21 protein-coding genes are annotated in these 24,143 nt (G+C 72.3%); 13 read left to right on the top strand and 8 right to left on the bottom strand.

Annotated features, from left to right (window positions below):
* Window positions 1-126: 126 nt before the first annotated feature.
* Genes ABZ876_RS05340 through paaA form a run of 5 tightly spaced genes read right to left on the bottom strand, consistent with a single transcriptional unit; the run spans window position 127 to window position 3,815 of the window.
* On the bottom strand, window positions 127-1,191 hold the full coding sequence (locus ABZ876_RS05340) for a 2Fe-2S iron-sulfur cluster-binding protein (protein ID WP_361774548.1): 1,065 nt from the start codon (window positions 1,189-1,191) through the stop codon (window positions 127-129).
* Window positions 1,191-1,763 carry a 1,2-phenylacetyl-CoA epoxidase subunit PaaD gene (paaD, locus tag ABZ876_RS05345; RefSeq protein WP_361774551.1) on the bottom strand — a complete coding sequence of 191 codons (573 nt, stop codon included), beginning with the start codon at window positions 1,761-1,763 and terminating at the stop codon, window positions 1,191-1,193. Before paaD ends, ABZ876_RS05340 begins: the two co-directional genes overlap by 1 nt.
* Window positions 1,757-2,476 carry a 1,2-phenylacetyl-CoA epoxidase subunit PaaC gene (paaC, locus tag ABZ876_RS05350; RefSeq protein ID WP_361774553.1) on the bottom strand — a complete coding sequence of 240 codons (720 nt, stop codon included), beginning with the start codon at window positions 2,474-2,476 and terminating at the stop codon, window positions 1,757-1,759. Before paaC ends, paaD begins: the two co-directional genes overlap by 7 nt.
* On the bottom strand, window positions 2,473-2,760 hold the full coding sequence (gene paaB, locus ABZ876_RS05355) for a 1,2-phenylacetyl-CoA epoxidase subunit PaaB (protein WP_361654246.1): 288 nt from the start codon (window positions 2,758-2,760) through the stop codon (window positions 2,473-2,475). The genes paaC and paaB overlap by 4 nt, the downstream gene beginning before the upstream one ends.
* A 2-nt stretch (window positions 2,761-2,762) precedes the next feature.
* A complete protein-coding gene (gene paaA, locus ABZ876_RS05360) occupies window positions 2,763-3,815 on the bottom strand; it encodes a 1,2-phenylacetyl-CoA epoxidase subunit PaaA (protein WP_361774556.1) in 1,053 nt (350 codons plus the stop codon).
* Between the two features lie 298 nt (window positions 3,816-4,113).
* Here paaA and ABZ876_RS05365 point away from each other — a divergent pair, with 298 nt between their 5' ends.
* The 3 genes from ABZ876_RS05365 (at window position 4,114) to ABZ876_RS05375 (ending at window position 7,017) form a co-directional block, all read left to right on the top strand.
* Entirely contained in the window at window positions 4,114-4,938 is an 825-nt protein-coding gene (locus ABZ876_RS05365; protein ID WP_361774559.1) for a DUF5819 family protein, read from the top strand.
* Complete coding sequence (locus ABZ876_RS05370; RefSeq protein WP_361774562.1) at window positions 4,935-6,155, top strand: HTTM domain-containing protein; 1,221 nt, start codon at window positions 4,935-4,937, stop codon at window positions 6,153-6,155. Before ABZ876_RS05365 ends, ABZ876_RS05370 begins: the two co-directional genes overlap by 4 nt.
* A gap of 91 nt (window positions 6,156-6,246) precedes the next feature.
* Window positions 6,247-7,017, top strand: a complete 771-nt coding sequence (locus ABZ876_RS05375; RefSeq protein WP_361774565.1) for a TrmH family RNA methyltransferase — start codon at window positions 6,247-6,249, stop codon at window positions 7,015-7,017.
* A 7-nt stretch (window positions 7,018-7,024) separates the two neighbouring features.
* Here ABZ876_RS05375 and paaN read toward each other — a convergent pair whose 3' ends face one another.
* Window positions 7,025-8,716 carry a phenylacetic acid degradation protein PaaN gene (gene paaN, locus ABZ876_RS05380; protein WP_361774567.1) on the bottom strand — a complete coding sequence of 564 codons (1,692 nt, stop codon included), beginning with the start codon at window positions 8,714-8,716 and terminating at the stop codon, window positions 7,025-7,027.
* A gap of 148 nt (window positions 8,717-8,864) precedes the next feature.
* Between paaN and ABZ876_RS05385 the strand changes: the two genes are divergently transcribed.
* A complete protein-coding gene (locus ABZ876_RS05385) occupies window positions 8,865-10,379 on the top strand; it encodes a 3-hydroxyacyl-CoA dehydrogenase (RefSeq protein ID WP_361774570.1) in 1,515 nt (504 codons plus the stop codon).
* Window positions 10,376-10,966 (top strand): TetR/AcrR family transcriptional regulator, encoded by a 591-nt coding sequence (locus tag ABZ876_RS05390; RefSeq protein ID WP_361774573.1) that lies wholly within the window; start codon window positions 10,376-10,378, stop codon window positions 10,964-10,966. The genes ABZ876_RS05385 and ABZ876_RS05390 overlap by 4 nt, the downstream gene beginning before the upstream one ends.
* Before the next feature lie 61 nt (window positions 10,967-11,027).
* Here the strand turns inward: ABZ876_RS05390 and ABZ876_RS05395 are convergent, their stop codons facing one another.
* Complete coding sequence (locus ABZ876_RS05395; protein ID WP_361775570.1) at window positions 11,028-11,513, bottom strand: Lrp/AsnC family transcriptional regulator; 486 nt, start codon at window positions 11,511-11,513, stop codon at window positions 11,028-11,030.
* 189 nt (window positions 11,514-11,702) lie between these two features.
* Here ABZ876_RS05395 and pdhA point away from each other — a divergent pair, with 189 nt between their 5' ends.
* The 6 genes from pdhA (at window position 11,703) to ABZ876_RS05425 (ending at window position 18,991) form a co-directional block, all read left to right on the top strand.
* A complete protein-coding gene (gene pdhA, locus ABZ876_RS05400; protein ID WP_361774576.1) occupies window positions 11,703-12,848 on the top strand; it encodes a pyruvate dehydrogenase (acetyl-transferring) E1 component subunit alpha in 1,146 nt (381 codons plus the stop codon).
* Window positions 12,845-13,849, top strand: coding sequence for an alpha-ketoacid dehydrogenase subunit beta (locus tag ABZ876_RS05405; protein WP_361774579.1), 1,005 nt, complete (start codon window positions 12,845-12,847; stop codon window positions 13,847-13,849). The genes pdhA and ABZ876_RS05405 overlap by 4 nt, the downstream gene beginning before the upstream one ends.
* On the top strand, window positions 13,849-15,330 hold the full coding sequence (locus ABZ876_RS05410) for a dihydrolipoamide acetyltransferase family protein (RefSeq protein WP_361774582.1): 1,482 nt from the start codon (window positions 13,849-13,851) through the stop codon (window positions 15,328-15,330). Before ABZ876_RS05405 ends, ABZ876_RS05410 begins: the two co-directional genes overlap by 1 nt.
* Before the next feature lie 105 nt (window positions 15,331-15,435).
* Window positions 15,436-16,323, top strand: a complete 888-nt coding sequence (locus ABZ876_RS05415; protein WP_361774585.1) for an NTP transferase domain-containing protein — start codon at window positions 15,436-15,438, stop codon at window positions 16,321-16,323.
* A complete protein-coding gene (locus ABZ876_RS05420; protein ID WP_361774588.1) occupies window positions 16,320-17,930 on the top strand; it encodes a molybdopterin molybdotransferase MoeA in 1,611 nt (536 codons plus the stop codon). Before ABZ876_RS05415 ends, ABZ876_RS05420 begins: the two co-directional genes overlap by 4 nt.
* A gap of 80 nt (window positions 17,931-18,010) precedes the next feature.
* A complete protein-coding gene (locus tag ABZ876_RS05425) occupies window positions 18,011-18,991 on the top strand; it encodes an NAD(P)H-quinone oxidoreductase (protein ID WP_361774591.1) in 981 nt (326 codons plus the stop codon).
* A gap of 37 nt (window positions 18,992-19,028) precedes the next feature.
* Here ABZ876_RS05425 and ABZ876_RS05430 read toward each other — a convergent pair whose 3' ends face one another.
* Window positions 19,029-19,853, bottom strand: coding sequence for a hypothetical protein (locus ABZ876_RS05430; RefSeq protein ID WP_361774594.1), 825 nt, complete (start codon window positions 19,851-19,853; stop codon window positions 19,029-19,031).
* A gap of 890 nt (window positions 19,854-20,743) precedes the next feature.
* Between ABZ876_RS05430 and ABZ876_RS05435 the strand changes: the two genes are divergently transcribed.
* Window positions 20,744-21,289, top strand: a complete 546-nt coding sequence (locus ABZ876_RS05435) for a bacterial proteasome activator family protein (RefSeq protein ID WP_361774597.1) — start codon at window positions 20,744-20,746, stop codon at window positions 21,287-21,289.
* A gap of 921 nt (window positions 21,290-22,210) precedes the next feature.
* Window positions 22,211-23,797: a protein kinase gene (locus tag ABZ876_RS05440; RefSeq protein ID WP_361774600.1), complete on the top strand. Its 1,587-nt coding sequence runs from the start codon at window positions 22,211-22,213 to the stop codon at window positions 23,795-23,797.
* The last annotated feature ends 346 nt before the right edge of the window (window positions 23,798-24,143 follow it).

Raw genomic sequence — 24,143 nt, forward strand, 5'->3', positions numbered from 1 at the left:
GGCGGCTCCGGTGATCTGACGGAGCGTCAAGATAGAACAGGTTCTATAAGAAGGGAACGGGGAGGGAACGGTCCGGGGCACCTCGGGCGGCGAGGGGGCCGGTGACGTGCCGGCGGGGGGCGCCGTTCACCGGTCGAAGTCCAGCTCCACCTTCTCCGTGACCGGGTGGGACTGGCACGCCAGCACATATCCCGCGTCCGTCTCCTCCGGTTCCAGCGCGAAGTTGCGGTCCATGCGCACCTCGCCCGAGACCAGAAAGGCCCGGCAGGTCCCGCACACTCCGCCCTTGCAGGCGTAGGGGGCGTCGGGGCGGTTGCGCAGCACCGTCTCCAGCAGCGATTCGCCGTCGTGGACCGGCCAGGTCCCGCCGCGTCCGTCGAGCCGCGCGGTCACCGTGCTGTGCGCGGGAGCGGGTGCGGACGGCGTGACGGCGGCGCCTGCGTCCACATGGAAGATCTCCTCGTGGATACGGGCCCGTGGCACCTTGAGCCCGCGCAGCGCTCGCTCCGCCGACTGCACCAGTCCGAACGGTCCGCACAGGAACCAGCCCGCGACCTCGTCCACCGGAAGCAGCGCGGGCAGCAGTCCGGACAGCCGCTCGCCGTCGAGCCGGCCGGTCGGCAGCCCCGCCTGCTGTTCCTCCCGGGAGAGCACCGTGACCAGCTGGAATCGCTCGGGGTAGCGGTCCTTCAGGTCGGCGACCTCCTCCAGGAACATCGTCGAGGCGGACGTGCGGTCGCTGCGTACGAGGCAGAACCGGGCGCGCGGCTCGCGCTCCAGCAGTGTGGCCGCGATGGACAGGACAGGGGTGATTCCGCTGCCGCCGACGATCGCCGCGTACAGCCCGGGCGCGGGCTCCAGCGTGAACCGTCCCGCCGGGGTCATCACGTCCAGTTCGTCGCCGACGGCGATCTCCTTGAGCGCGTAGGCGGAGAAGGCGCCTCCGTCCACGAGCCGGACTCCGACGCGCAGTGTGTGCGGACCCTCGCCGTCCGGGGCCGGTGCGGGGGAGCAGATCGAGTAGGTGCGCCGTACCTCCGTGCCGTCGACGGTGCGGCGAAGGGCCAGGTGCTGGCCCGGTGCGTGCCGGTACTCCTCGCGCAGTGCGGGCGGTACTGCGAAGGTCAGTGCGACGGAGTCGTCGGTGAGCCGGTCGACGGCGGTCACGAGGAGCGGGTGGAACCGGGCCATCACAGCTCCTTGAAGTGGTCGAAGGGCTCACGGCAGGCGAGACAGCGGCGCAGTGCCTTGCAGGCGGTGGACGAGAAGCGGCTGAGCAGCTCGGTCTCGGCGGATCCGCAGAGCGGGCAGCGCACGGGCTCTTCCGGTCCGGGGGAGCCGGTGGCCGGGGGTGCGGTGCCGGCGTCTCGGGAGCCCGCGGCCGTGCGTGTGGGAGCGAGTTCCAGTGACACGGGTCCGGATGCCGGCCGTACGCGGGGCGGTGCGATCCCGAACTCCCTGAGTTTGCGGCGGCCTTCGTCGGAGATGTCGTCCGTCGACCAGGCCGGGCTGAGCACGGTGCGCACCACGACCTGGGGCACGCCGTGTTCGTGCAGCACGCGCTCTATGTCCAGGGCCATCGCTTCGATCGCGGGGCATCCCGTGTAGGTGGGGGTGAGTTCGACCTCAACCGTGTCCGGGCCGTGCAGGTGGACGGCCCGCAGGACGCCCAGTTCCTCCAGGGTGAGCACGGGCAGCTCGGGGTCGGGGACCGATCCGGCGAGCCGGCGCAGTTCCTCTTCGAGGGCTGTGGCCGTCACCATGACGCCCCCGGGTGGCTGCGGTGCAGATGCTGCATTTCGGCGAGCATCCGCCCGAAGGATTCGGTGTGCAGGCCCTGCCGGCCGGCGCCCGCGGTCCACGCCCCGGTCTGGGGTCCTTCGGGCAGGTCCAGGGTGGCGCGGCGCAGTACGTCACCCACCGATTCCAGCCAGGCCGTCTTCATGCCCGTCCAGTCGATGTCCAGGCCCTCGACCGGCTGGAACATCTCTCCTGTGAATCGCCACAGCGTCCGGCACGCGCGCTGCATCCGCTCGTGGCTGACGTCCGTGCCGTCGCCGAGCCGCAGTGTCCACTGTTCGGCGTGGTCCTGGTGGTAGGCGACCTCCTTGACCGCCTTGGCGGCGAGGCCCGCGAACCGGCCGTCCGTGGCGGCGAGGTGCGTGTACAGAAGCCGCTGGTAGGTGGAGAAGTAGAGCTGGCGGGCGATGGTGTGCGCGAAGTCGCCGTTGGGCTGTTCCACCAGTTGCAGATTGCGGAAGGCGCGCTCTTCGCGCAGGTAGGCCAGTTCGTCCTCGTCGCCGACCATGGACAGCAGCACCCGGGCCTGGCCGAGCAGATCCAGGGCGATGTTGGCGAGCGCCACGTCCTCTTCAAGCACGGGCGCGTGGCCCGCCCACTCCCCCAGGCGGTGGGAGAGCACCAGGGCGTCGTCGCCGAGGGCCAGGGCGGCCGCGGTGTGTACGGTGGCGGTCACAGGTGCTTCACCCCTTCCGGGATGTCGTAGAACGTGGGGTGCCGGTAGGGCTTGTCGGCGGCGGGTTCGAAGAAGGGGTCCTTCTCGTCCGGCGAGGACGCGGTGATCGCGGCGGACGGCACGACCCAGATCGAGACTCCCTCGCCGCGCCGCGTGTAAAGGTCACGTGCGTTGCGCAGGGCCAGCTCGGCGTCGGGGGCGTGAAGGCTGCCGGCGTGGGTGTGCGAGAGCCCTCGGCGTGAGCGCACGAAGACCTCCCACAGCGGCCACTCTTCGGTCGTCATGGTCACGCCTTTCCGTTCTCGTCGGTCTGGTCTGCCGACGGTCCGCCTGCCGTCCGCGCGGATGTGTCGGCCGTACCTGTCGCGTTGTGCTTCGCCGCGTACGCCGCGGCCGCTTCCCGTACCCAGGCGCCGTCGTCGTGGGCTCGCCTGCGCTGGGTCAGCCGCTGCTCGTTGCAGGGGCCGTTGCCCTTGAGGACGTCCCAGAACTCGGTCCAGTCGATGGCGCCGAAGTCGTAGTGCCCGCGTTCCTCGTTCCATATGAGGTCCGGGTCGGGGAGGGTGAGGCCCAGGGACTCGGCCTGAGGGACGCAGATGTCCACGAAGCGCTGGCGCAGCTCGTCGTTCGAGTGCCGCTTGATCTTCCAGGCCATGGACTGCGCGGAGTGCGCGGACTCGTCGTCGGGCGGGCCGAACATCATCAGGGACGGCCACCACCAGCGGTCCACCGCGTCCTGCGCCATCGCGTGCTGCTCCGGGGTGCCGTGGCTGAGGGTCATCAGAAGCTCGTAGCCCTGGCGCTGGTGGAAGGACTCCTCCTTGCAGATGCGGACCATCGCGCGGGCGTAGGGGCCGTAGGAGCAGCGGCACAGGGGGACCTGGTTGGTGATCGCGGCGCCGTCCACCAGCCAGCCGATGGCACCGACGTCCGCCCAGGTCAGCGTGGGATAGTTGAAGATCGAGGAGTACTTCTGGCGGCCGGTGTGGAGCTTGTCGAGCAGTTCGTCGCGGCTGGTGCCGAGCGTTTCCGCCGCGCTGTACAGGTACAGCCCGTGGCCTGCTTCGTCCTGGACCTTGGCCATCAGGATCGCCTTGCGGCGCAGGGAGGGCGCGCGTGTGATCCAGTTGGCCTCCGGCTGCATGCCGATGATCTCGGAGTGCGCGTGCTGGGCGATCTGCCGGACCAGGGTGGCGCGGTAGGCGTCGGGCATCCAGTCGCGCGGCTCGATGCGCTCCTCGGCCGCGACGGCGGCGTCGAAGACAGCCTCGTAGGCCGCTGTGTCCATGTGTGCCGTGCCGTCCGCGCGGGCCGGCCGGTGCGCTGCTGCTGTCGCCATGCGATCCCCCTCGACCACTCACCTTGCCCGACCGATCGTTCGGTCGTGTCGATTCAATGGTGGGACGCGGCGCCGTAGGGTGTCAACCGCTGTGGACGACCTCCGGGCAGCCGTCCGGCCGCTGTGCCCAATGCGCTGTGCGGGGCGGGCGGGCCTGGGTACCGTTCCGTGCGAACGCCGTGGAGTGCTGCGAACGGGTGGTGCGGTCCGTTCGGCCCACGGCGGAGACGGTCGCCGGACAGCACCTGCGGCCTGGGACGGCACCGCGGGCACACGGCAGCTCGGGAGACGGGGCGGAATGGACGCGTACGACGAGGGACCGGGCGCCCGGCTCGAACAGCCGGGCGACTTCGGTGACCCGGTGTCCGCCCGCCGGGCCGGCGCCGCCCGCGACGTACCCGGCGATCCGGGCCCGAAGGAGACCACGGGGGCACGGGAAGCGGAGGGGCCCGCTTCGGACCCGGCGGCCCCGCGCACCGGCATCGCCGCCCTCTCCCGCCGCTACCAGATCCCCGCCGCGCTGGCCCTCGCGGTCGTCACCGTCGCCGCCTGTGTGCACCTGGGCTTGGTGTTCCTGCACGTCGCGCCCGCGAACGTGGTCACGAAGGAGCACGGCAAGGCGATCGACCACTGGATCTACCCCGAGTTCGAGCAGAACTGGAAGCTCTTCGCGCCCAACCCGTTGCAGCAGAACATCGACGTCCAGGCACGTGCCGAACTGCGCACCGGCGACGGCGCCGCACGGACGACCGGCTGGTACGACCTGTCCGCGCTCGACGGTGCCGCCATCGACGGCAACCTGCTGCCGAGCCACACCCAGCAGAACGAGCTGCGCCGCGCCTGGGACTTCTACGTCGCCTCGCACGACGGCGAGAACCGTCCCACGGGCCTGCGCGGCGCCCTGTCCGAGGACTATCTCCGCCGGGTCGTCGCGCTGCGCCTCGGCCGCGAGCACGCCGCCCGGCCCGGCGAGACCGCCGAACGCGTCCAGGTCCGCATCCGCACCACCAACGTGCCGCCCCCCAAGTGGAGCGACGAGCAGGTCAGCACGGCGCCCATGTACCGCCGGCTGTCCTGGTGGCCGCTGTCGGACGGCGAGCGGGCGGGGGTGAGCGCCCGATGAAGCGCTTCGCCGCGGGTGTCTCGCGCGGGATCGCCCGCGTCACCGGCTCGGCCCTCGGCCCGTACCAGACCGCGGCCGTCCGCATCGGCTTCGCCGCCACCTGGCTGCTGTTCCTGCTGCGTGAGCTTCCGCATCGCCAGGAGCTGTACGGGCCCGATGGCCCCTGGAGCTGGGACCTGGCCCGGCAGCTGACCGCGGACAACCACGCCTTCACCGTCCTGATGTGGTCCGACAGTCAGGCGTGGTTCGAGAGCGTGTACGCCCTCGCCGTGCTGTCCGGCGCCCTGCTGCTGGTCGGCTGGCGCACCCGCACCATGTCGGTGCTGTTCATGGTGGGTGTGCTGTCGCTGCAGAACCGCAGCGTCTTCATGGGCGACGGCGGTGACAACGTCATCCATCTGATGGCGATCTATCTGGTGTTCACGCGCTGCGGGCAGGTGTGGTCGCTGGACGAGCGGCGGGCCCGGCGCGCCCGTGCGGCACGCGCGCGTGGCCGGCAGCCGCGGCCCGACCGGGCGGGCCCCGTTCTGTGGGTCGTGCTCGGCCTCGCGCTGGCCGTGGCGACGGGCGCGGGCCGGATCAGCGGTGCCTGGCTCGCCCTGTGGGGTCTGTGGGCCGTGCAGGCTCTGTGGTGGTACGTCGTCCGGCGTGCCCCGCACGCGGAGCCGCGCATGCTGCTGGACGTCGTCGCCAACCTCGTCCACAACGCCGCCCTGCTGGTCATCATGGCGGAGGCGTGTCTGATCTACTCGACCGCCGGCTGGTACAAGATCCAGGGGTCGCGCTGGCAGGACGGCACCGCGGTCTACTACCCGCTCCATCTCGACTACTTCTCGCCGTGGCCCGCCCTGTCCGATCTGCTGTCCGCGCACGGTGTGATCGTGCTCCTGGTGACGTACGGGACGGTCGCCACGCAGGTCGCGTTCCCGTTCACGCTGCTCAACCGGCGAGTGAAGAACGTCCTGCTGGCGGCCATGATGACCGAGCACGCGATGATCGCCGTGGTGCTCGGGCTGCCGTTCTTCTCGCTCGCGATGATCGCCGCCGACGCCGTGTTCCTGCCGACGTCCTTCCTGCGGCGGCTCGGCGGATGGGCGGCACGCGCTCGGGGACGGGTCGCGACATCCGGCGCCCGGATTCCGCTGCCCGGCCCGCGCAGGCCCCGGCCGCCCACCGAGGAGCCGGCCGAGGCGCCGGAGGCGAGTCCGACGGTGTGAGCCGCGCAAGTGAGCCGCACAACGGCCCGGCCCGGACTCCGCCCGGGCCGCCCGGACGCCGGCGGCCTGCGGCGCACGTAGGCTGCACGGCATGACGGCCCCCCACCGCAGCACCGCCGATCCGCTGGGTACCTGGCGCCGGCTCGCCGACGCCTCCGTCCTCCTCGACGGCTTCCATGCGCTCAAGCACGCGCTGCGCTTCCACGCGCACGTGCCGATCGCCGTCACCACCGGCCGGCGTGCGGCGCTCGACCTGGCCGACGAGCTGGCGCCCGATGTGCGGGACGTGCTGGAGGCGCTCCTGACGGAGGTCTCCGAGGACACCTACCGGGCCCTCGTGCCACGCCCGCATCCCACCGCGGTCGCGGCCCTCGCCGTACGCCCCTCGCGCGAGGCCAATCTCGAGACGCTTCGGCGCACGCCCCGCAGCGCCCCCGTCGTCGTCCTCGACAACCCGCGGAACCTGGGCAACGCGGGGGCGGTGATCCGGCTCGCGGCCGGCTTCGGCGTCACCGGTGTGGTGACGACCGGCACGCTCGACCCCTGGCATCCCACGGTCGTGCGGGGCGGGGCCGGGCTACACTTCGCGACCGCCGTGGAGCGGCTGTCCGTGGCCGAGCTGCCGCCGGGCCCGGTCTTCGCGCTGGACCCGGAGGGCGACGACATCCGTGCCCTGAAGCTGCCGGACGACGCCGTGCTCGCGTTCGGCTCGGAGCGCACCGGACTGTCGGCCGAACTGCGCTCGCGCACCGACCACCTGGTGTCCCTGCCGATGCGCCCCCAGGTCTCCAGCTACAACCTGGCCACCAGTGTGGCCATGACGCTGTACCACTGGAGCGCCACCGGGGGTGCATCCGCCTGAACGGCCGCTACGCCTCCCGGCGGACCTCCACCACCCGGAAGCGGTTCGCCACGAACGCCCCGTCGCACAGGGTCGCGTTGGCCGCCGCGTTGCCGCCCGAGCCGTGGAAGTCGGAGAAGGCGGCCGTCTGGTTGACGTACACCCCGCCGGTCAGGTTGAGGGACAACTGCGCGCACTCCTCCAGGCAGGCCTCCTCCACGGCCTGCCCGACCTCCTCCGAGGTGGTGTACGCGCCGACGGTCATCGCGCCCTTCTCCCGGACGGTCCGGCGCAGCAGCTCGACCGCATCCGCCGCCGAGTCGACCGCGACGGCGAAGGACACCGGGCCGAAGCACTCGCTCATGTAGGCGGCCTCCGCGTCCGGCTTGGCGCCGTCGAGCTTCACGATCACCGGTGTCCGCACGACCGCCTTGGGGAACTCCGGGTTGGTGATCTCCCGGGAGGGCAGCGCGACCTCGCCGAGCCCGGCCGCCGCCTCCAGACGGGCCTTGACGTCCGGGTTCACGATCGCGCCGAGCAGCGCGTTCGCGCGCGCGTCGTCCCCCAGGAGGCCGTCGACCGAGCGCGCGAGATCCGCGACCACCTCGTCGTACGACTTCGGGCCCTCGTCGGTGGTGATGCCGTCCCGTGGGATCAGCAGGTTCTGCGGGGTGGTGCACATCTGCCCGCTGTACAGCGACAGGGAGAACGCCAGGTTCGACAGCATCCCCTTGTAGTTGTCCGTCGACTCGACGATCACCGTGTTGACGCCGGCCTTCTCCGTGTAGACCTCCGCCTGGCGGGCGTTGGTCTCCAGCCAGTCGCCGAACGCCGTGGAGCCCGTGTAGTCGATGACACGGATCTCCGGGCGCACCGCGAGTGTCTTGGCGATGCCCTCGCCCGGGCGCTCCGCGGCCAGCGCCACCAGGTTCGGGTCGAAGCCCGCATCGGCCAGCACCTCGCGGGCCACCTGCACGGTGAGCGCGAGCGGCAGCACCGCGCGCGGGTGCGGCTTCACGAGGACCGCGTTGCCGGTGGCCAGGGACGCGAACAGGCCCGGATAGCCGTTCCACGTCGGGAAGGTGTTGCAGCCGATGACCAGCGCGACGCCGCGCGGGACGGGCACAAAGGTCTTGGTGAGGACCAGCGGGTCACGCTTGCCCTGGGGCTTGGTCCACTCCGCGGTCTCCGGCGTGCGGACCTGCTCCACGTACGCGTACGCCACCGCCTCCAGGCCGCGGTCCTGGGCGTGCGGGCCGCCCGCCTGGAACGCCATCATGAAGGCCTGGCCGCTGGTGTGCATGACCGCGTGCGCGAACTCGTGCGTACGGTCGCTGATGCGCTTGAGGATCTCCAGACACACGACGGCGCGGATCTCCGCGCCCGCGTCGCGCCACGCTCGCTGGCCGGCGCGCATGGCGGGCAGCAGGACGTCGATGTCCGCGTGGGGGTAGGTGATGCCCAGCTCGATCCCGTACGGCGAGAGCTCGCCGCCCGTCCAGTCGTCCGTGCCCGGCTGGCCGAGGTCCAGACGGGTGCCGAGGAGCGCGTCGAAGGCGGCCTTGCCCGCCGCGGCGTCCAGGCTGCCGTGCTCCCCGTACGCCTTGGGGTGCTCGGGGTGCGGGGACCAGTACGCGCGTGTGCGGATGGCCTCCAGCGCCTGGTCGAGGGTGGGCCGGTGCTGGGCGATCAGCTGGTGCGCGGTGAGTTCGGCGGCCATGCGGGACCAACTCCTCGTCTCGAGAACTCTTCGTCGAGTTCATGACCTGGGCAGAAACAGGCGGACAGAGTTAGAGTAACCGAACGATCGGTCGGTACAAGGGGGCCTGCCGTATCTGTGGAAAACCTGGTGCGGGAGGATCGCGCACATGACAGCACTCGACCTCAGCAGCCCTGTGGCCGTCGTGGGAACCGGCACCATGGGCCAGGGCATCGCCCAGGTCGCGCTGGTCGCGGGCCACGCCGTGCGGCTGTACGACGCCGTCCCGGGACGCGCCCGCGAGGCGGCCGCGGCGATCGGCGCCCGCCTCGACCGGCTCGTCGACAAGGACCGGCTCACCGCGGCCGAGCGGGACACGGCCCGCGCCCGCCTCCTTCCCGCGGAGAGCCTGGCCGAGCTGGCGGACTGCGGGCTCGTCGTGGAGGCGGTCCTGGAGCGGCTCGAGGTCAAGCAGCAGCTGTTCCGGGAGCTGGAGTCGGTCGTCGGCGACGACTGCCTGCTCGCCACCAACACCTCGTCCCTGTCGGTGACCGCCGTCGGCGGCGCCCTGCGCAACCCGGGCCGTTTCGTAGGCCTGCACTTCTTCAACCCCGCGCCGCTGATGCCGCTGGTGGAGGTCGTCTCCGGGTTCGCCACCGACGTCACGTCGGCCACGCGCGCGTACGAGACGGCCCGCGCCTGGGGCAAGACACCGGTCGCCTGCGCGGACACCCCGGGCTTCATCGTCAACCGCATCGCCCGGCCCTTCTACGCCGAGGCCTTCGCGGTGTACGAGGCGCAGGCCGCCGACGCTGCCACCATCGACGCCGTCCTGCGCGAGTCGGGCGGCTTCCGGATGGGCGCGTTCGAACTGACCGACCTCATCGGGCAGGACGTCAACGAATCCGTCACCCGCTCCGTGTGGGAGTCCTTCTTCCAGGACGTGCGTTTCACGCCCTCGCTCGCCCAGCGGCGGCTGGTGGAGTCCGGCCGGCTCGGCCGCAAGGCCGGACAGGGCTGGTACGTCTACGGGGACGGCGCCGAGCGGCCGGAGCCGCACACCGCGGAGAAGGCGCAGGCCCCCGCCTATGTCGTCGCCGAGGGCGATCTGGGCCCCGCCTCCGAACTGCTCGCCCTGATCCGAGAGGCGGGCATCGGTGTCCGCGAGGACGACGAGGACCACGGCACCCGCATGGTGCTGCCCAGCGGCGGGCAGCTGGCCCTGGCGGACGGGCAGACCTCCGTCGAGTTCCGCGACGTCGTCTACTTCGACCTGGCGCTCGACTACCGCAGGGCGACCCGCATCGCCCTGTCCGCCTCCCAGGACACCTCGCCGGCGACCCTCGCCGAGGCCACTGGGCTCTTCCAGGCGCTCGGCAAGGACGTCAGCGTCATCGGGGACGTGCCCGGCATGATCGTCGCGCGGACGGTGGCCCGGATCGTCGACCTGGCGCACGACGCCGCAGCCAAGGGCGTGGCCACCGAGGAGGACATCGACACCGCGATGCGCCTCGGCGTCAACTACCCCCTCGGGCCCTTCGAGTGGAGCCGCAGGCTCGGCCGCAGCTGGGCCTACGACCTTCTGGACGACCTGCACATGCGCGACCCTTCCGGACGGTACGCCCCGTCCCTCGCGCTCTACCGACACGCGTACGCCTCGGAGAGGCGGGAGGGCACCTCATGAGCACGGCCAAGCGCGACACGTACACCCCGGAGAGCCTGCTCTCCGTCGCCGTACAGGTCTTCAACGAGCGCGGCTACGACGGCACGTCCATGGAGCACCTCTCCAAGGCCGCCGGTATCTCGAAGTCGTCCATCTACCACCACGTCGCGGGCAAGGAGGAGCTGCTGCGCCGGGCCGTCAGCCGTGCGCTGGACGGGCTCTTCGGGATCCTCGAGGAGGACCACGCGCGCGTGGGCCGTTCCGTGGAACGGCTGGAGTACGTCGTACGGCGCATGGTCGAGGTGCTCACCACCGAGCTGCCGTACGTGACGCTGCTGCTGCGGGTGCGCGGCAACACCGACACCGAGCGGTGGGCTCTGGAGCGGCGCCGCGAGTTCGACCATCAGGTGGCCGAGCTGCTCAAGGCCGCCGCCGCCGACGGGGACGTGCGCGGCGATGTGGAGGTGCGGCTCGCGACACGGCTGGTCTTCGGGATGATCAACTCGATCGTGGAGTGGTACCGGCCCGACGGCCGCGGCATGGGCGAGCGTGAAGTTGCCGACGCGGTCGTCCAGTTGGCCTTCTCGGGGCTGCGCACCGACCACTGAGGAGCCTGCCCGGGCCGCTGCCGAGCCGTTCGGCCCCCGGCTCACGCCCGGCCCGCCCTGGTCAGCCCTCCGGCTCCAGGTCCTCCTCCTCGAACACCAGCAGGGTGCGTGTGCTGAGCACTTCGGGGATCGCCTGGAGCCGGGTGAGGACCAGTTCGCGCAGTGCCCTGTTGTCGGGCGTGTGGACCAGGAGCAGCACGTCGAAGTCACCGCCCACCAAGGCGATGTGCGAGGCGCCGGGGAGCATGCGCAGCTGCTCGCGGACCGTGCGCCAGGAGTTCTGGACGATTTTCAGGGTGATGTACGCCGATGTGCCCTGACCGGCTCGTTCGTGATTCACCCGGGCGCCGAAGCCGCGGATCACGCCGTCCTCGATGAGCCGGTTGATCCGTGCGTAGGCGTTGGCGCGTGAGACGTGGACCCGTTCGGCGACCGACCGTATGGAGGCGCGGCCGTCCGATTGGAGTATCTGGAGGATGTCCCGGTCGATGGCGTCCAGGGGGCGTGGGTGCGGCAGTATGGGGCCGTGCTCCGGCGGCTCGGCCATTTGTTCAGGTGCCATGCGCCCCCGCCTCTCTACCATGGACATACTGCGTCCATCTCAAGTTGTGGAGAACCGTTTGTCCACAGCCTGAAGGGGCCTGTAGCCAAAATGTGCCAACGACCGAACAATCGGTAGGTGAGGCGCATCACTCCCGTGGCGCGCCTGAAGCCGCTCCCACGAGGAGGTGCCGTCATGACGGTCATGGAGCAGCGGGGTGCCTACCGGCCGACTCCGCCGCCCGCCTGGCAGCCCCGTACGGATCCCGCTCCGCTGCTGCCCGACGCACTGCCGTACCGAGTCCTCGGCACCGAGACGGCCGCCAAGGCCGACCCGGAGCTCCTGCGCCGGCTGTACGCCCAGCTGGTGCGCGGCCGCCGGTACAACGCGCAGGCGACGGCGCTCACCAAGCAGGGCCGCCTGGCCGTCTACCCCTCCAGCACCGGGCAGGAGGCCTGCCAGGTCGCCGCCGCGCTCGTACTGGAGGAGCGCGACTGGCTCTTCCCCAGCTACCGCGACACGCTCGCGGCCGTCGCCCGCGGCGTCGACCCCGTCGAGGCCCTCACCCTGCTGCGCGGCGACTGGCACACCGGCTACGACCCGTACGAACACCGGGTGGCACCCCTGTGCACCCCGCTGGCCACCCAGCTGCCGCACGCCGTGGGACTGGCGCACGCCGCGCGTCTGAAGGGCGACGACGTGGTCGCCCTCGCCATGGTCGGCGACGGCGGCACCAGCGAGGGCGACTTCCACGAGGCCATGAACTTCGCCGCGGTGTGGCAGGCGCCGGTCGTCTTCCTGGTCCAGAACAACGGCTTCGCGATCTCCGTCCCGCTCGCCAAGCAGACCGCGGCGCCCTCCCTGGCGCACAAGGCCGTCGGCTACGGCATGCCGGGCCGCCTGGTCGACGGAAACGACGCCGCCGCCGTGCACGAGGTCCTCGACGAGGCCGTACGGCACGCGCGCGCGGGTGGCGGACCCACCCTCGTCGAGGCGGTGACGTACCGCATCGACGCCCACACGAACGCCGACGACGCGACCCGGTACCGCGGCGACGCCGAGGTCGAGGCCTGGCAGGCGCACGACCCGATCGCGCTGCTCGAGCGGGAGTTGACGCAGCGCGGTCTCCTCGAGGAGGACGGGATACGGGCCGCCCGTGAGGACGCCGAGGCCCTGGCGGCCGACCTGCGGGCACGCATGAACCAGGACCCGGCGCTCGACCCCATGGACCTCTTCGCCCACGTGTATGCCCAGCCCACCACCCAACTCATCGAACAGCAGGCGCAGTTGCGGGCGGAGCTGGACGCCGAGGCGGCCGGGCCGGAAGGAGCCGGGCGATGACGACCGTTGCCCTCAAACCGGCCACCATGGCGCAGGCCCTCACGCGCGCGATGCGCGACGCCATGGCCGCCGACCCGTCCGTGCACGTCATGGGCGAGGACGTCGGTACGCTCGGCGGTGTCTTCCGGGTCACGGACGGGCTCGCCAAGGAGTTCGGCGACAACCGCTGCACGGACACTCCGCTCGCCGAGGCCGGCATCCTCGGCACGGCCGTCGGCATGGCGATGTACGGCCTCAGGCCGGTCGTGGAAATGCAGTTCGACGCCTTCGCCTACCCCGCGTTCGAGCAGCTGATCAGCCATGTCTCGCGCATGCGCAACCGGACCCGCGGCGCCATGCCGCTGCCCCTGACGATCCGGGTCCCCTACGGAGGAGGCATCGGCGGCGTCGAGCACCACAGCGATTCGTCCGAGGCCTACTACATGGCGACGCCGGGTCTCCATGTCGTCACGCCCGCCACGGTCGCGGACGCCTACGGACTGCTGCGTGCCGCCATCGCCTCCGACGACCCGGTCGTCTTCCTCGAGCCCAAGCGCCTGTACTGGTCGAAGGACTCCTGGAACCCGGACGAGCCCGAGGCCGTGGCACCGATGGGCCGTGCGGTGGTGCGTCGTACGGGCCGCAGTGCGACGCTCATCACCTACGGGCCGTCGGTGCCCGTCTGTCTGGAGGCGGCCGAGGCGGCCCGCGCCGAAGGCTGGGACCTCGAAGTCGTCGATCTGCGCTCCCTGGTGCCGTTCGACGACGAGACGGTCACCGCGTCCGTGCGCCGTACGGGCCGGGCCGTGGTGGTGCACGAGTCGACCGGCTTCGGCGGTCCCGGCGGGGAGATCGCCGCGCGGGTGACCGAGCGCTGCTTCCACCATCTGGAGGCGCCGGTGCTGCGGGTGGCCGGATTCGACATCCCCTACCCGCCGCCCATGCTGGAGCGCCACCATCTGCCGGGCGTCGACCGGATCCTGGACGCCGTGGGGCGCCTGCAGTGGGAGGCGGAGAGCTGATGGCACAGGTGCTCGAGTTCAGGCTGCCGGACCTCGGGGAGGGACTGACCGAGGCGGAGATCGTCCGCTGGCTGGTGCAGGTCGGGGACGTCGTCACGGTCGACCAGCCCGTCGTCGAGGTCGAGACGGCCAAGGCGATGGTCGAGGTGCCCTGCCCCTACGGGGGCGTGGTCACGGCCCGCTACGGCGAGGAGGGCACGGAACTTCCCGTCGGCGCACCGCTGTTGACGGTCGCCGTGGGTGCCCCCGCGGAAGAGGGCGACGAATCCTCGGGGAACGTGCTGGTCGGCTACGGGACGTCGGCGGCTCCTGCCCGGCGCCGCCGGGTTCGGCCGCCCCGGCCGGGCACCCGCCCCACGGACGGGCTCCCGCGTACGGTCGATGCCGTCGAAGGCCCGGCTCCGGTTCCGTCCGCCGCCGGACCGGCGCCCGCCGCACCGGCAGCGGCGTCCCCGGCCGGGAACACGGCCCCGGCCGCCCCGGCCGCCTCCGCCCCGGCCTCGGCGGCTTCGACGCGCGGCCACCGTGCGGACGTCCCCCGGTATCTCGACGGGCCCGTCCAGGTGATCTCCCCGCTCGTCCGCAGGCTCGCCCGCGACAACGGCGTCGATCTGCGGCGGCTGAAGGGTTCCGGGCCGGACGGGCTGATCCTGCGGGCGGACGTGGAGGACGCCCTGCGGGCCGCCGCCGCCCAGGGCGGCGCGACGAGGACCACGGCGGTTGCGGCCGCCCCCGCGGTTTCCGCCGGATCCACGCCGGGCTCGCTCGCGCCGAGGCCCGCGGCGACCGCCGCCGGCACCCGGATCCCCCTCAAGGGCGTCCGCGGGACCGTCGCCGACAAGCTCTCCCGGAGCCGGCGTGAGATCCCCGACGCGACCTGCTGGGTGGATGCCGACGCCACGGAACTGATGCGCGCACGGACGGCCGTGAACGCGGCGGGAGGCCCCAAGATCTCCCTGCTCGCGCTGCTGGCCCGCATCTGCACCGCCGCGCTCGCCCGTTTCCCCGAGCTGAACTCCACCGTGGACATGGAGGCCCGGGAGATCGTCCGGCTCGACCAGGTGCACCTCGGGTTCGCCGCACAGACCGAACGGGGACTCGTCGTCCCCGTGGTGCGCGACGCGCACGCGCGGGACGCCGAATCGCTCACCGCGGAGTTCGCCCGGCTGACCGAGGCAGCGCGGGCCGGCACGCTCACCCCCGGTGAACTCACCGGCGGAACCTTCACGTTGAACAACTATGGAGTGTTCGGCGTGGACGGCTCGACGCCGATCATCAACCACCCCGAGGCGGCCATGCTCGGCGTCGGCCGGATCGTCCCCAAGCCCTGGGTGCACGAGGGCGAGCTGGCGGTGCGGCAGGTCGTGCAGCTCTCGCTCACCTTCGACCACCGGGTGTGCGACGGCGGCACGGCGGGCGGATTCCTGCGCTACGTGGCGGACTGCGTGGAACAGCCGGCGGTGCTGCTGCGCACTCTGTGAGCCGGGTCCATGACCGGCCGGCCGCCGACACTGTGAGCAAACTCCCGCGCGTGTCCGATGTGCGCGGGGGTGGCACTGATCGACCCGGCGCCCATACTCGGGGGCATGACCGAGTACGAAGCCCCGGGCGACCCGGGCGCCGACCGGTACGACGCCGTCGTGCTGGCCGGCGGTGCCGCCCGGCGGCTCGGCGGGGCCGACAAACCGGGCGTGCGCGTCGGGGGCCGGGCACTGCTCGACCGTGTCCTGACGGCCTGCGCCGGCGCGGCCACGACGGTGGTCGTCGCCGACCCCAGACCCACCACGCGCCCCGTGATGTGGGCCCGCGAGGAGCCGTCCGGCGCGGGACCGGTCGCCGCGCTCGACGCGGGGCTGCGGCGCACCACGGCCGGGTATGTCGTCGTGCTCTCCGCCGATCTGCCGTTCCTGGAGGAGGGCACGGTACGGCGGCTGCTGGCCGCACTGCGGGCGAGCGGCGCCGAAGGGGCGGTGCTCACCGACCCCGAGGGACGGGATCAGCCCCTCGTCGCCGCGTACCGGAGCGCGGCACTGCGCCGCGAACTCGCACGGCTGGCCACCGAGCACGATCACCTTGCCGGCCTTCCCCTGCGACGGCTGGTCGCCGGGCTCGGCCTCACCCGTATCTCCGACCCCGTCGCGTCCTTCGACTGCGACACCTGGGACGACATCGCCGCCGCCCGGACACGCATCAGGGAGCATGGGCACGTGTTGGATGAATGGATCTCCGCAGTCAAGGACGAGCTGGGCATCGACCTCGACGTCGACACCGGCGTCCTCCTGGACCTCGCCCGCGACGCCGCGCACGGTGTGGCCCGTCCCGCCGCCCCGCTGACGACGTTCCTCGTCGGCTACGCCGCCGCGCAGGCGCAGGGCGGCCCCGAAGCGGTCGCCGAGGCCGCCCGCAAGGCCGCCGCCCTGGCCCTGCGCTGGGCGGACGAGGAGGCCGCCGAGGCCAAGCCGGACGCGGGATGAGGGGCAGGGGCGCCCGGGGAGGCCCGGACACCGACGAACGGTATGTGGAGGAGGCCCTGGCCGTGGTCGACGACAGCGGTGCCCGCGACCGTCCGGGCGAGGCCCGCCCCGGCCGCCCGCCCGAGAAGCGGCACGGCCCGGAGCAGCAGCAACGGGACGTCGCGCACGACCGGGACGTCGCGCACGACCGCGACCTCGAACACGACCGCGACCTCGAAGAGGCACTCGCCCTCGTACGGGACCCCGGCTCACGGGACGTCCGGTCCGAGCCCCGTACGCCCGGAACCGGCCCGGGCACCCCTCGGTATCCCGGCGCCCGGGACTCCGGCCGGGACCGCCCGCCGGAGGCCGCCTCGTCGGCCACGCCCGAGCGTCACCCGCGCCACGAGACCACGCCGTGGCCCGAGGCCCGCACCGCCGCCGAGCGCGCGGCCCGTTCCGTCCCCCGACGCGAACCCGCCGACGTGCCTCTGGAGAACGCACTCGGCATGGTTCTCGCCGCGCCCCTCACCGCGCTGACCGACCTGCCCTCCTTCAACACCTCCGCCATGGACGGCTGGGCCGTCGCGGGCCCCGGTCCCTGGGACGTACGGGAGGAGGGAATCCTCGCCGGACACACGGAGCCGGCTCCCCTCGAGGACGGCGAGGCCGTGCGGATCGCCACGGGTGCGCGCATCCCCCCGGACACCACCGCCGTTCTGCGCAGCGAACACGGGAGCATGGACGGCAAGGGCCGGCTGCATGCCGTCCTCCCCCCGGCTCTCGGCTCCGAGGGCGCAGGAAGGACCCACACCGTCGCGCACGGACAGGACATCCGGCCGCGCGGCCAGGAGTGCCACACCGGCGACCAGCTGCTCCCCCCGGGGGCCCTGGTCACCCCGGCCGTACTGGGACTCGCCGCGGCCGCCGGGTACGACACGCTGTGTGCACTGCCCCGCCCTCGGGTCGAAGTGCTGGTGCTGGGGGATGAGTTGCTCACCGAGGGACTGCCCAGAGACGGCCTGATCCGGGACGCGCTCGGCCCGATGCTGCCGCCATGGCTGCGCGCGCTCGGCGCGGACGTGGTGGCCGTCCGCAGGCTCGGCGACGATGCCGAGGCCCTGCACCGGGCGGTCATGTCCTCGACGGCCGACGTGATCGTCACAACCGGCGGTACGGCCGGCGGTCCTGTCGATCACGTCCACCCCACCCTGCGTCGCGTCGGCGCCGAACTCCTCGTGGACGGAGTGAAGGTGCGCCCGGGACACCCGATGCTTTTGGCGCGCACCCGGGACGACCAGCACCTCGTCGGGCTGCCCGGCAACCCGCTCGCGGCCGTCTCGGGCCTGCTCACGCTCGCCGAGCCCTTGCTGCGCGGCCTGGCGGGGCGCGCGGCCCCGGAGCCGTACACGCTGCCTCTCAGGGAATCCGCCCACGGTCACCCGTACGACACCCGGCTCGTCCCTGTCGTCGTGCGCGCCGACCATGCCCTGCCGCTCCACTACAACGGACCGGCCATGCTGCGCGGTATCGCCGCCGCGGACGCCTTGGCGGTCGTACCGCCGGGTGGTGCCCGGCCCGGTCAGGAAGTGGAACTGCTGGACCTGCCGTGGGTATGGGCGGAGTGAGCCGGAACAGGGACTGTTTCACGTGAAACGTCGGGAGCGGGCGTGCTCGTGAGGCCAGGACTGGGAGTAGCGTCCCCCTCATGTACGCGATCACGATTCCTGAACCCGGTGGGCCCGAGGCGCTGGTATGGGCCGAGGTCCCCGACCCCGTACCCGGCGAGGGCGAAGTGCTGATCGAGGTGGCGGCCAGCGCCGTCAACCGCGCGGATCTCCTCCAGCGTCAGGGCCTCTACGACCCGCCGCCCGGTGCGTCCCCGTACCCCGGACTCGAGTGCTCCGGGCGGATCGCCGCGCTCGGCCCCGGCGTCTCCGGATGGGCCGTCGGCGACGAGGTGTGCGCCCTGCTCGCGGGCGGTGGCTATGCCGAGAAGGTCGCGGTCCCGGCCGGGCAGCTGCTGCCCGTGCCCGAGGGGATCGAGCTGCGGCAGGCGGCCGCGCTGCCGGAGGTGACCTGCACGGTCTGGTCGAACGTGTTCATGGTCTCCCATCTGCGCCCGGGCGAGACGCTGCTGGCGCACGGCGGTTCCAGCGGCATCGGCACGATGGCGATCCAGTTGGCCAAGGCGGTGGGCGCGAAGGTGGCGGTCACGGCGGGCACCAAGGAGAAGCTGGACTACTGCGCCGAACTGGGCGCGGACGTACTGATCAACTATCGCGAGCAGGACTTCGTGGAGGAGATCCGGCAGGCCACGGCGGGCGCGGGCGCGGACGTCATCCTCGACAACATGGGTGCGAAGTATCTGGACCGCAATGTCCAGGCGCTCGCCGTGAACGGCAGGCTGGCGATCATCGGCATGCAGGGCGGGGTGCAGGGCGAGCTGAACATCAGCACGCTGCTGCGCAGGCAGGCGGCGATCACCGCTACCTCGCTCCGGGCGCGGCCGCTCGGTGAGAAGGCGGCGATCGTGGCCGCTGTACGGGAGCATGTCTGGCCGCTGATCTCCTCCGGCCATGTGCGCCCCGTCATCGACCGTGAACTGCCGATGAGCGAGGCGGCCGTGGCTCACCGGGTGCTGGACGAGAGCGGCCACATCGGGAAGGTGCTGCTGGTGGCGTCCTGAGGGAGCCACCGGCCGGCGCGGGCGAGGAGCGGTGACGTCAGTCCCGGCGCAGGCGCAGGCCGAGGAGCGCGAGGGCCAGGCCGAGACCTATGAGTACCAGGCCGCTGCCGAGCGGCAGGATCTCGACCATCGGTTGCGAGGCGGCGACCTGCCGAGCGGGTGCGGCGGAGGCCCGAGAGGGGGTGGACGAGGACACGGGGAGATCGGTCGCCCCGAGGGACGCCTCCGCGGTCGCGTCAGAGTCCTCGTCCGGCTCCCTCGATGTCGGGGAGGTGTTCTCGTCCGCCGGGGTCGTGGAGTCCGGGTCGGTGTGCGCGGGCTCCTCCCCCTCGTCTTCCTCCTCGAAGTCCGGCCGTCCGGGCCGTTCCCGTCCCTCGCCGGCCCAGTTGCCGGCCCGAGAGGGCGCGGTCGAGGGCTGGGAGGGAGAGGACGAGGCGGAGGCGGACGAAGTGGAGGGGGATCGGGGAGCGGCGGGAGCTCCGGAGGCGGGCGCGTGACCGTGACCGGGGCCGTGAGCGGAACCGTGATCGGAACCGGAACCGGGACCGTGTTCGGAGGGGGCTTTGGGTCCGGGGCCGACGGGGTGAGCGGGCACCGGGCGCTTCAGCGCGGCTGTCCGGACGGGTACCGCCGATGTCTTGTGGCCCGGTGCGGCCGTTCCGGGGAAGGCCGTGGTCGTTCTCGCGCCCGGCGTGGTCACGCGGCCGGGTATCACGGAGACCGTCGGCCCGGGGCCGTGCGAGGACAAATCGTACGAAGTCATGGTGGGGCGGCCGGGGTCGAGGGGCGGCAGGCCGAGGTCACGCTGCCAGGCGTCCATGGCCGGGAGAAGGACGGCGGACGGGGGCCGGCCGTCGGACATGGGGGTCCAGAGGGGCTGAACGGAGTACGGGGCGGTCCGGCCGCCGTATGCGGGTCGTGTCCCGGACCCGGACGGTATGCAATGGGCGGCGGATATCCCGCACGCGCCGAGAACGGCAGTCGTCGTCAGGACCGGTGGCAGGACGGCGGCGCGGAGCGAGCGGAACGTGGACGGCGTACGCAGCCTTGGAGTCACGCGCGTGACCCCCTCCCGTGCTCGGAGGCAAGATCAACGGAACACCAGCGTCACACGGGGTGCGCTGTCCGGCATCTCGACCTGTCGGCCGGGACCGCACCGCCCGGCCCGCACCGCATCACCGCCGTCGGCCGCCCGGCGCCCTGGTCATCACCCCGGCCGCCCCCCGTCCCGGGGCTGCAGATACGGCATGTCGATGCGCCACGGCCTGCCGGCTCTGCTGGAGCGCGGCCTCCCGGTGGTACCCGGCTGCGCGCGGAATCCCAGGCCCGGACCGGGGTGCTGTGGGCGCCGGACCCCACGCAGGTCCTTATGGCACTGGCCGTCCTGGAAGCGGACGGGCTGGCGGTGCGGGAGGACCTTGCGGCAGCCGTCGTCGGGATCCAGCGCCGGAATCGGAGGGAGCCCCTGCGGCCAGGTACGTCCGACAGCGCTGTGCGGCCCTCGCCGAGCTGCCAGCGCCCCGGGACGAGATCGCCCGGCTGCTGCTCCTGGACCAGACGGTCCTGCACGCCGAGGCGCAGCTGGTCCGGCTCGACCATCGGGATGCCAGGCCGCACCGTCTCCGCGGGGCGGCGGCCGCGGATCCCGTCGGCGAGTCCACCTGTCACCGGCCCGCGGGAAAAGGCAGGGTGGATCATCCCTCACCGAGGGCACATGGCTGGTGTCGTGTACGGGTGCGAGAGAATGGCCGCATGGAGATGCCGAGGAACGAAAGGTCGTCCGAGAACGCCCATCAGATCCTGGTCCTAGGCCAGGACGGAATGGCTCTCGGCGGCACCGGAGACGATGACTCCCGCGAGATCCCGGTGACGGAACAGGTGGAGCAGCCGGCGAAGGTCATGCGCATCGGCAGCATGATCAAGCAGTTGCTGGAGGAGGTGCGCGCCGCTCCTTTGGACGAGGCGAGCCGGCAGCGCCTGAAGGAGATCCACGCCAGCTCGGTGAAGGAGCTGGAGGACGGCCTCGCTCCCGAGCTCGTCGAGGAGCTGGAGCGGCTCTCCCTGCCCTTCACGGACGAGGCGATCCCGAGCGACGCGGAACTGCGCATCGCGCAGGCGCAGTTGGTGGGCTGGCTGGAGGGTCTCTTCCACGGGATCCAGACCACGCTGTTCGCCCAGCAGATGGCGGCGCGGGCCCAGCTGGAGCAGATGCGCCGCGCTCTTCCGCCGGGCGCGGGCTCCCCCGACGGCGAGGAGGACCGTCGCGCCGGCGGCCGCACGGGCGGCCCGTACCTGTAGCACGGAACCGCCTGTCATCCCGGCATGCGAGCCGGTCGCAGCCGCCCGCTGAGCTGTGACCCGCGCCATACGAGCCTGGCGGCCTTGGCCCGTACGAGCCTGGCGGCCTTGGCCCGTACGAGCCTGGCGGCCTTGGCCATACGAGCCTGGCGATCTGCGCCATGCGAGCTGTGACCTTGGTGATGCGAGGGGCCCGGCACCACGAAGGTGCCGGGCCCCTTCGCCGTTTTCGGCTGTCCGAGGCGCGCTCCCCGCGCCGCCCGGAGGCGTTCTTTCGGCACATGTGCGGACGCGATCGCCGTGTGCCGGCCACCCTGCCGATCCGCCTCACCGAGGCTCTCGGCGTGGCTCCCGGCGTGGCCCCGGCAGGTCGTGGCCGCCGGTGCCGAAGCGTGCCGATACCGGAGACGGTGTTGCGGGGCGTGAGTTTCGCCACGAGCTGCCCCGCGCCGCGGAGCCCGTCGGGAAGGGCTGTTCGCGACCCGGCTCGGTGTGAAGTGTCTTGATCATGACTTGGCAGATCGAGCACCGTGTCCCGTGCGAGAGGCGCCGAAGCCGTCCCGTCCTCGTCGGGCACGCCGCACAACCGGCAGCGGCCCCGGGCAAACGCACGCCCCGCTGATGATCGACACTGTCGTTCCGTGATCGACCGCCTGTTTTCGGCCAAGTCCGCCCAGGGTCACGGGAGCTGGAGCCCAGTGCTCGTGCCGTGACCGTACGCGAGAGTAGCGTCGCGGAGGTGTGAAGGGTGCCGTACAGCCGGCGCGTGGAATTTGCATATGGAACCGGGCGCAGGATTAGATGACCGGTCTTTCTCGAATCCATCTCGGACCGGTGCCTTGCTCGGAGCCTGTAGCGTGGCCCGTCGGAGACCGTAACAACCACCGCGCAGACCGCGGGCAGAAACGACGGCGAGGACTGATGGCACAGACGCAGCGCGCCCAGGGCCCGTCCGACCCCGAGGCGACTGGCGGCGGGATGTCAGACGCGCCGGAGAACTGGGGCAACGGCGGCCTTGTCGGGGACGGCCGGTACCGGCTGACCCGCAGACTCGGCCGGGGCGGCATGGCCGAGGTGTTCGCGGCCGAGGACGTGCGTCTCGGCCGGACGGTCGCGGTCAAGCTGCTCCGCTCCGACCTCGCCGAGGACCCGGTCTCCAAGGCCCGTTTCACGCGCGAGGCCCAGTCGGTGGCCGGCCTCAACCACCACGCGATCGTCGCCGTGTACGACTCGGGCGAGGACCAGGCGGGCGGCCAGGCGGTGCCGTACATCGTGATGGAGCTGGTCGAGGGCCGTACGATCCGCGACCTGCTGCTCAACGCGGAGGCACCCGGACCCGAGCAGGCCCTGATCATCGTCTCGGGTGTGCTGGAGGCACTGGCCTACTCGCACCAGCACGGCATCGTGCACCGCGACATCAAGCCGGCGAACGTCATCATCACCAACAACGGCGCCGTGAAGGTGATGGACTTCGGTATCGCGCGCGCCCTGCACGGGGCGTCCACGACGATGACGCAGACCGGCATGGTCATGGGCACGCCGCAGTACCTCTCCCCGGAGCAGGCGCTCGGCAAGGCCGTCGACCACCGCTCGGACCTGTACGCGACGGGCTGCCTGCTCTACGAACTGCTCGCGCTGCGGCCCCCGTTCGTGGGCGAGACCCCGCTGTCCGTGGTGTACCAGCACGTTCAGGACATCCCGGTGCCCCCGTCCCAGACCTCGGAGGGCGCGGCCCCGCCGGAGCTGGACGGGCTCGTGATGCGGTCCCTCGCGAAGGAGCCGGACGACCGGTTCCAGACCGCGGAGGAGATGCGCGGTCTGGTGCAGTACGCGCTCCAGATGCTGTACGACCAGGGCGGCCACACCGGCACCTGGAACACCGGCCCGGTGGAGATGCACGAGGGCCGGCACACCCCCGCGGGAGGCTTCGCCGGTACGACGGTGATGCCGCACCCCGGTGAGTCCGGCACCACCCAGATCCCGCAGCCGATCCTGCCCGCGGGCTACGGCTCCGGTGACGACGGCGGTTTCGAGGGGCACGGCAACAGGGGCAGCGGGCGCGGCAAGATGTGGATCCTCGCGATCCTCGCCGTCATCGCCATCGCGGCGGGCGTCGCGCTCGCGCTGAACAACGCGGGCGGCAGCGGCGGCGGGACGAGTACCACGCAGTCGCCGGCCCCGACCAAGTCCAAGGACGACAAGAAGTCCGAGGAGACCCCGTCCGACGAGGCGACCGGCCCGTCCACGGGCGGCGACGAGAACACGGGCAGCGGCTCGGACTACACGCCCTCGTACACGCCGTCGCAGAGCTACAGCGAGCAGCCGCCGCCGCAGCCGTCGACGACGCCGGAAGAGCCGAGCGACGAGCCCTCCGAGACGGCGCCCACGGACGGGCCGACGGACTCGCCCACGGGCGGCGGCGGCACGACCTCGGACCCGACGGCGACCGGCGGGGCCGGGGGCGGCGGCGGGGACACCTCGGGCGTGGGCGACCCGCAGCTGCCGTGACGGGGCCGTCTCCCGCACGACACAACGAGGGGTGACGCACCCCCGACAACGCGGTCACGCGCGCGTGGAACCCGGAAACGGGCTCCACGCGCGCGTGGCATTTCCGGGCCCTGTCCGCCGCGACGAGCGCTGCTTCCTCGGAGCTCCGGCAATGCCGGACGGCACCTCGGCTCCGGCGCTCTGAGCCCACACCGCACGCCCTTCGGCCGCGCCGCGCGCACCCCGGCACACCACACGCCGTACACGGACGGTAGCCGCGGCACCGGCAGCCGCCCCCGGAAGCCGGTCACACGGCCCGCCCTCACCCCGCGACACCAGCACCACCCCAGAAGACGTCTTCCCGTGC

Origin of the sequence: Streptomyces sp. NPDC046931 (assembly GCF_040644655.1) — a bacterium.
Taxonomy (GTDB): Bacteria; Actinomycetota; Actinomycetes; order Streptomycetales; family Streptomycetaceae; genus Streptomyces.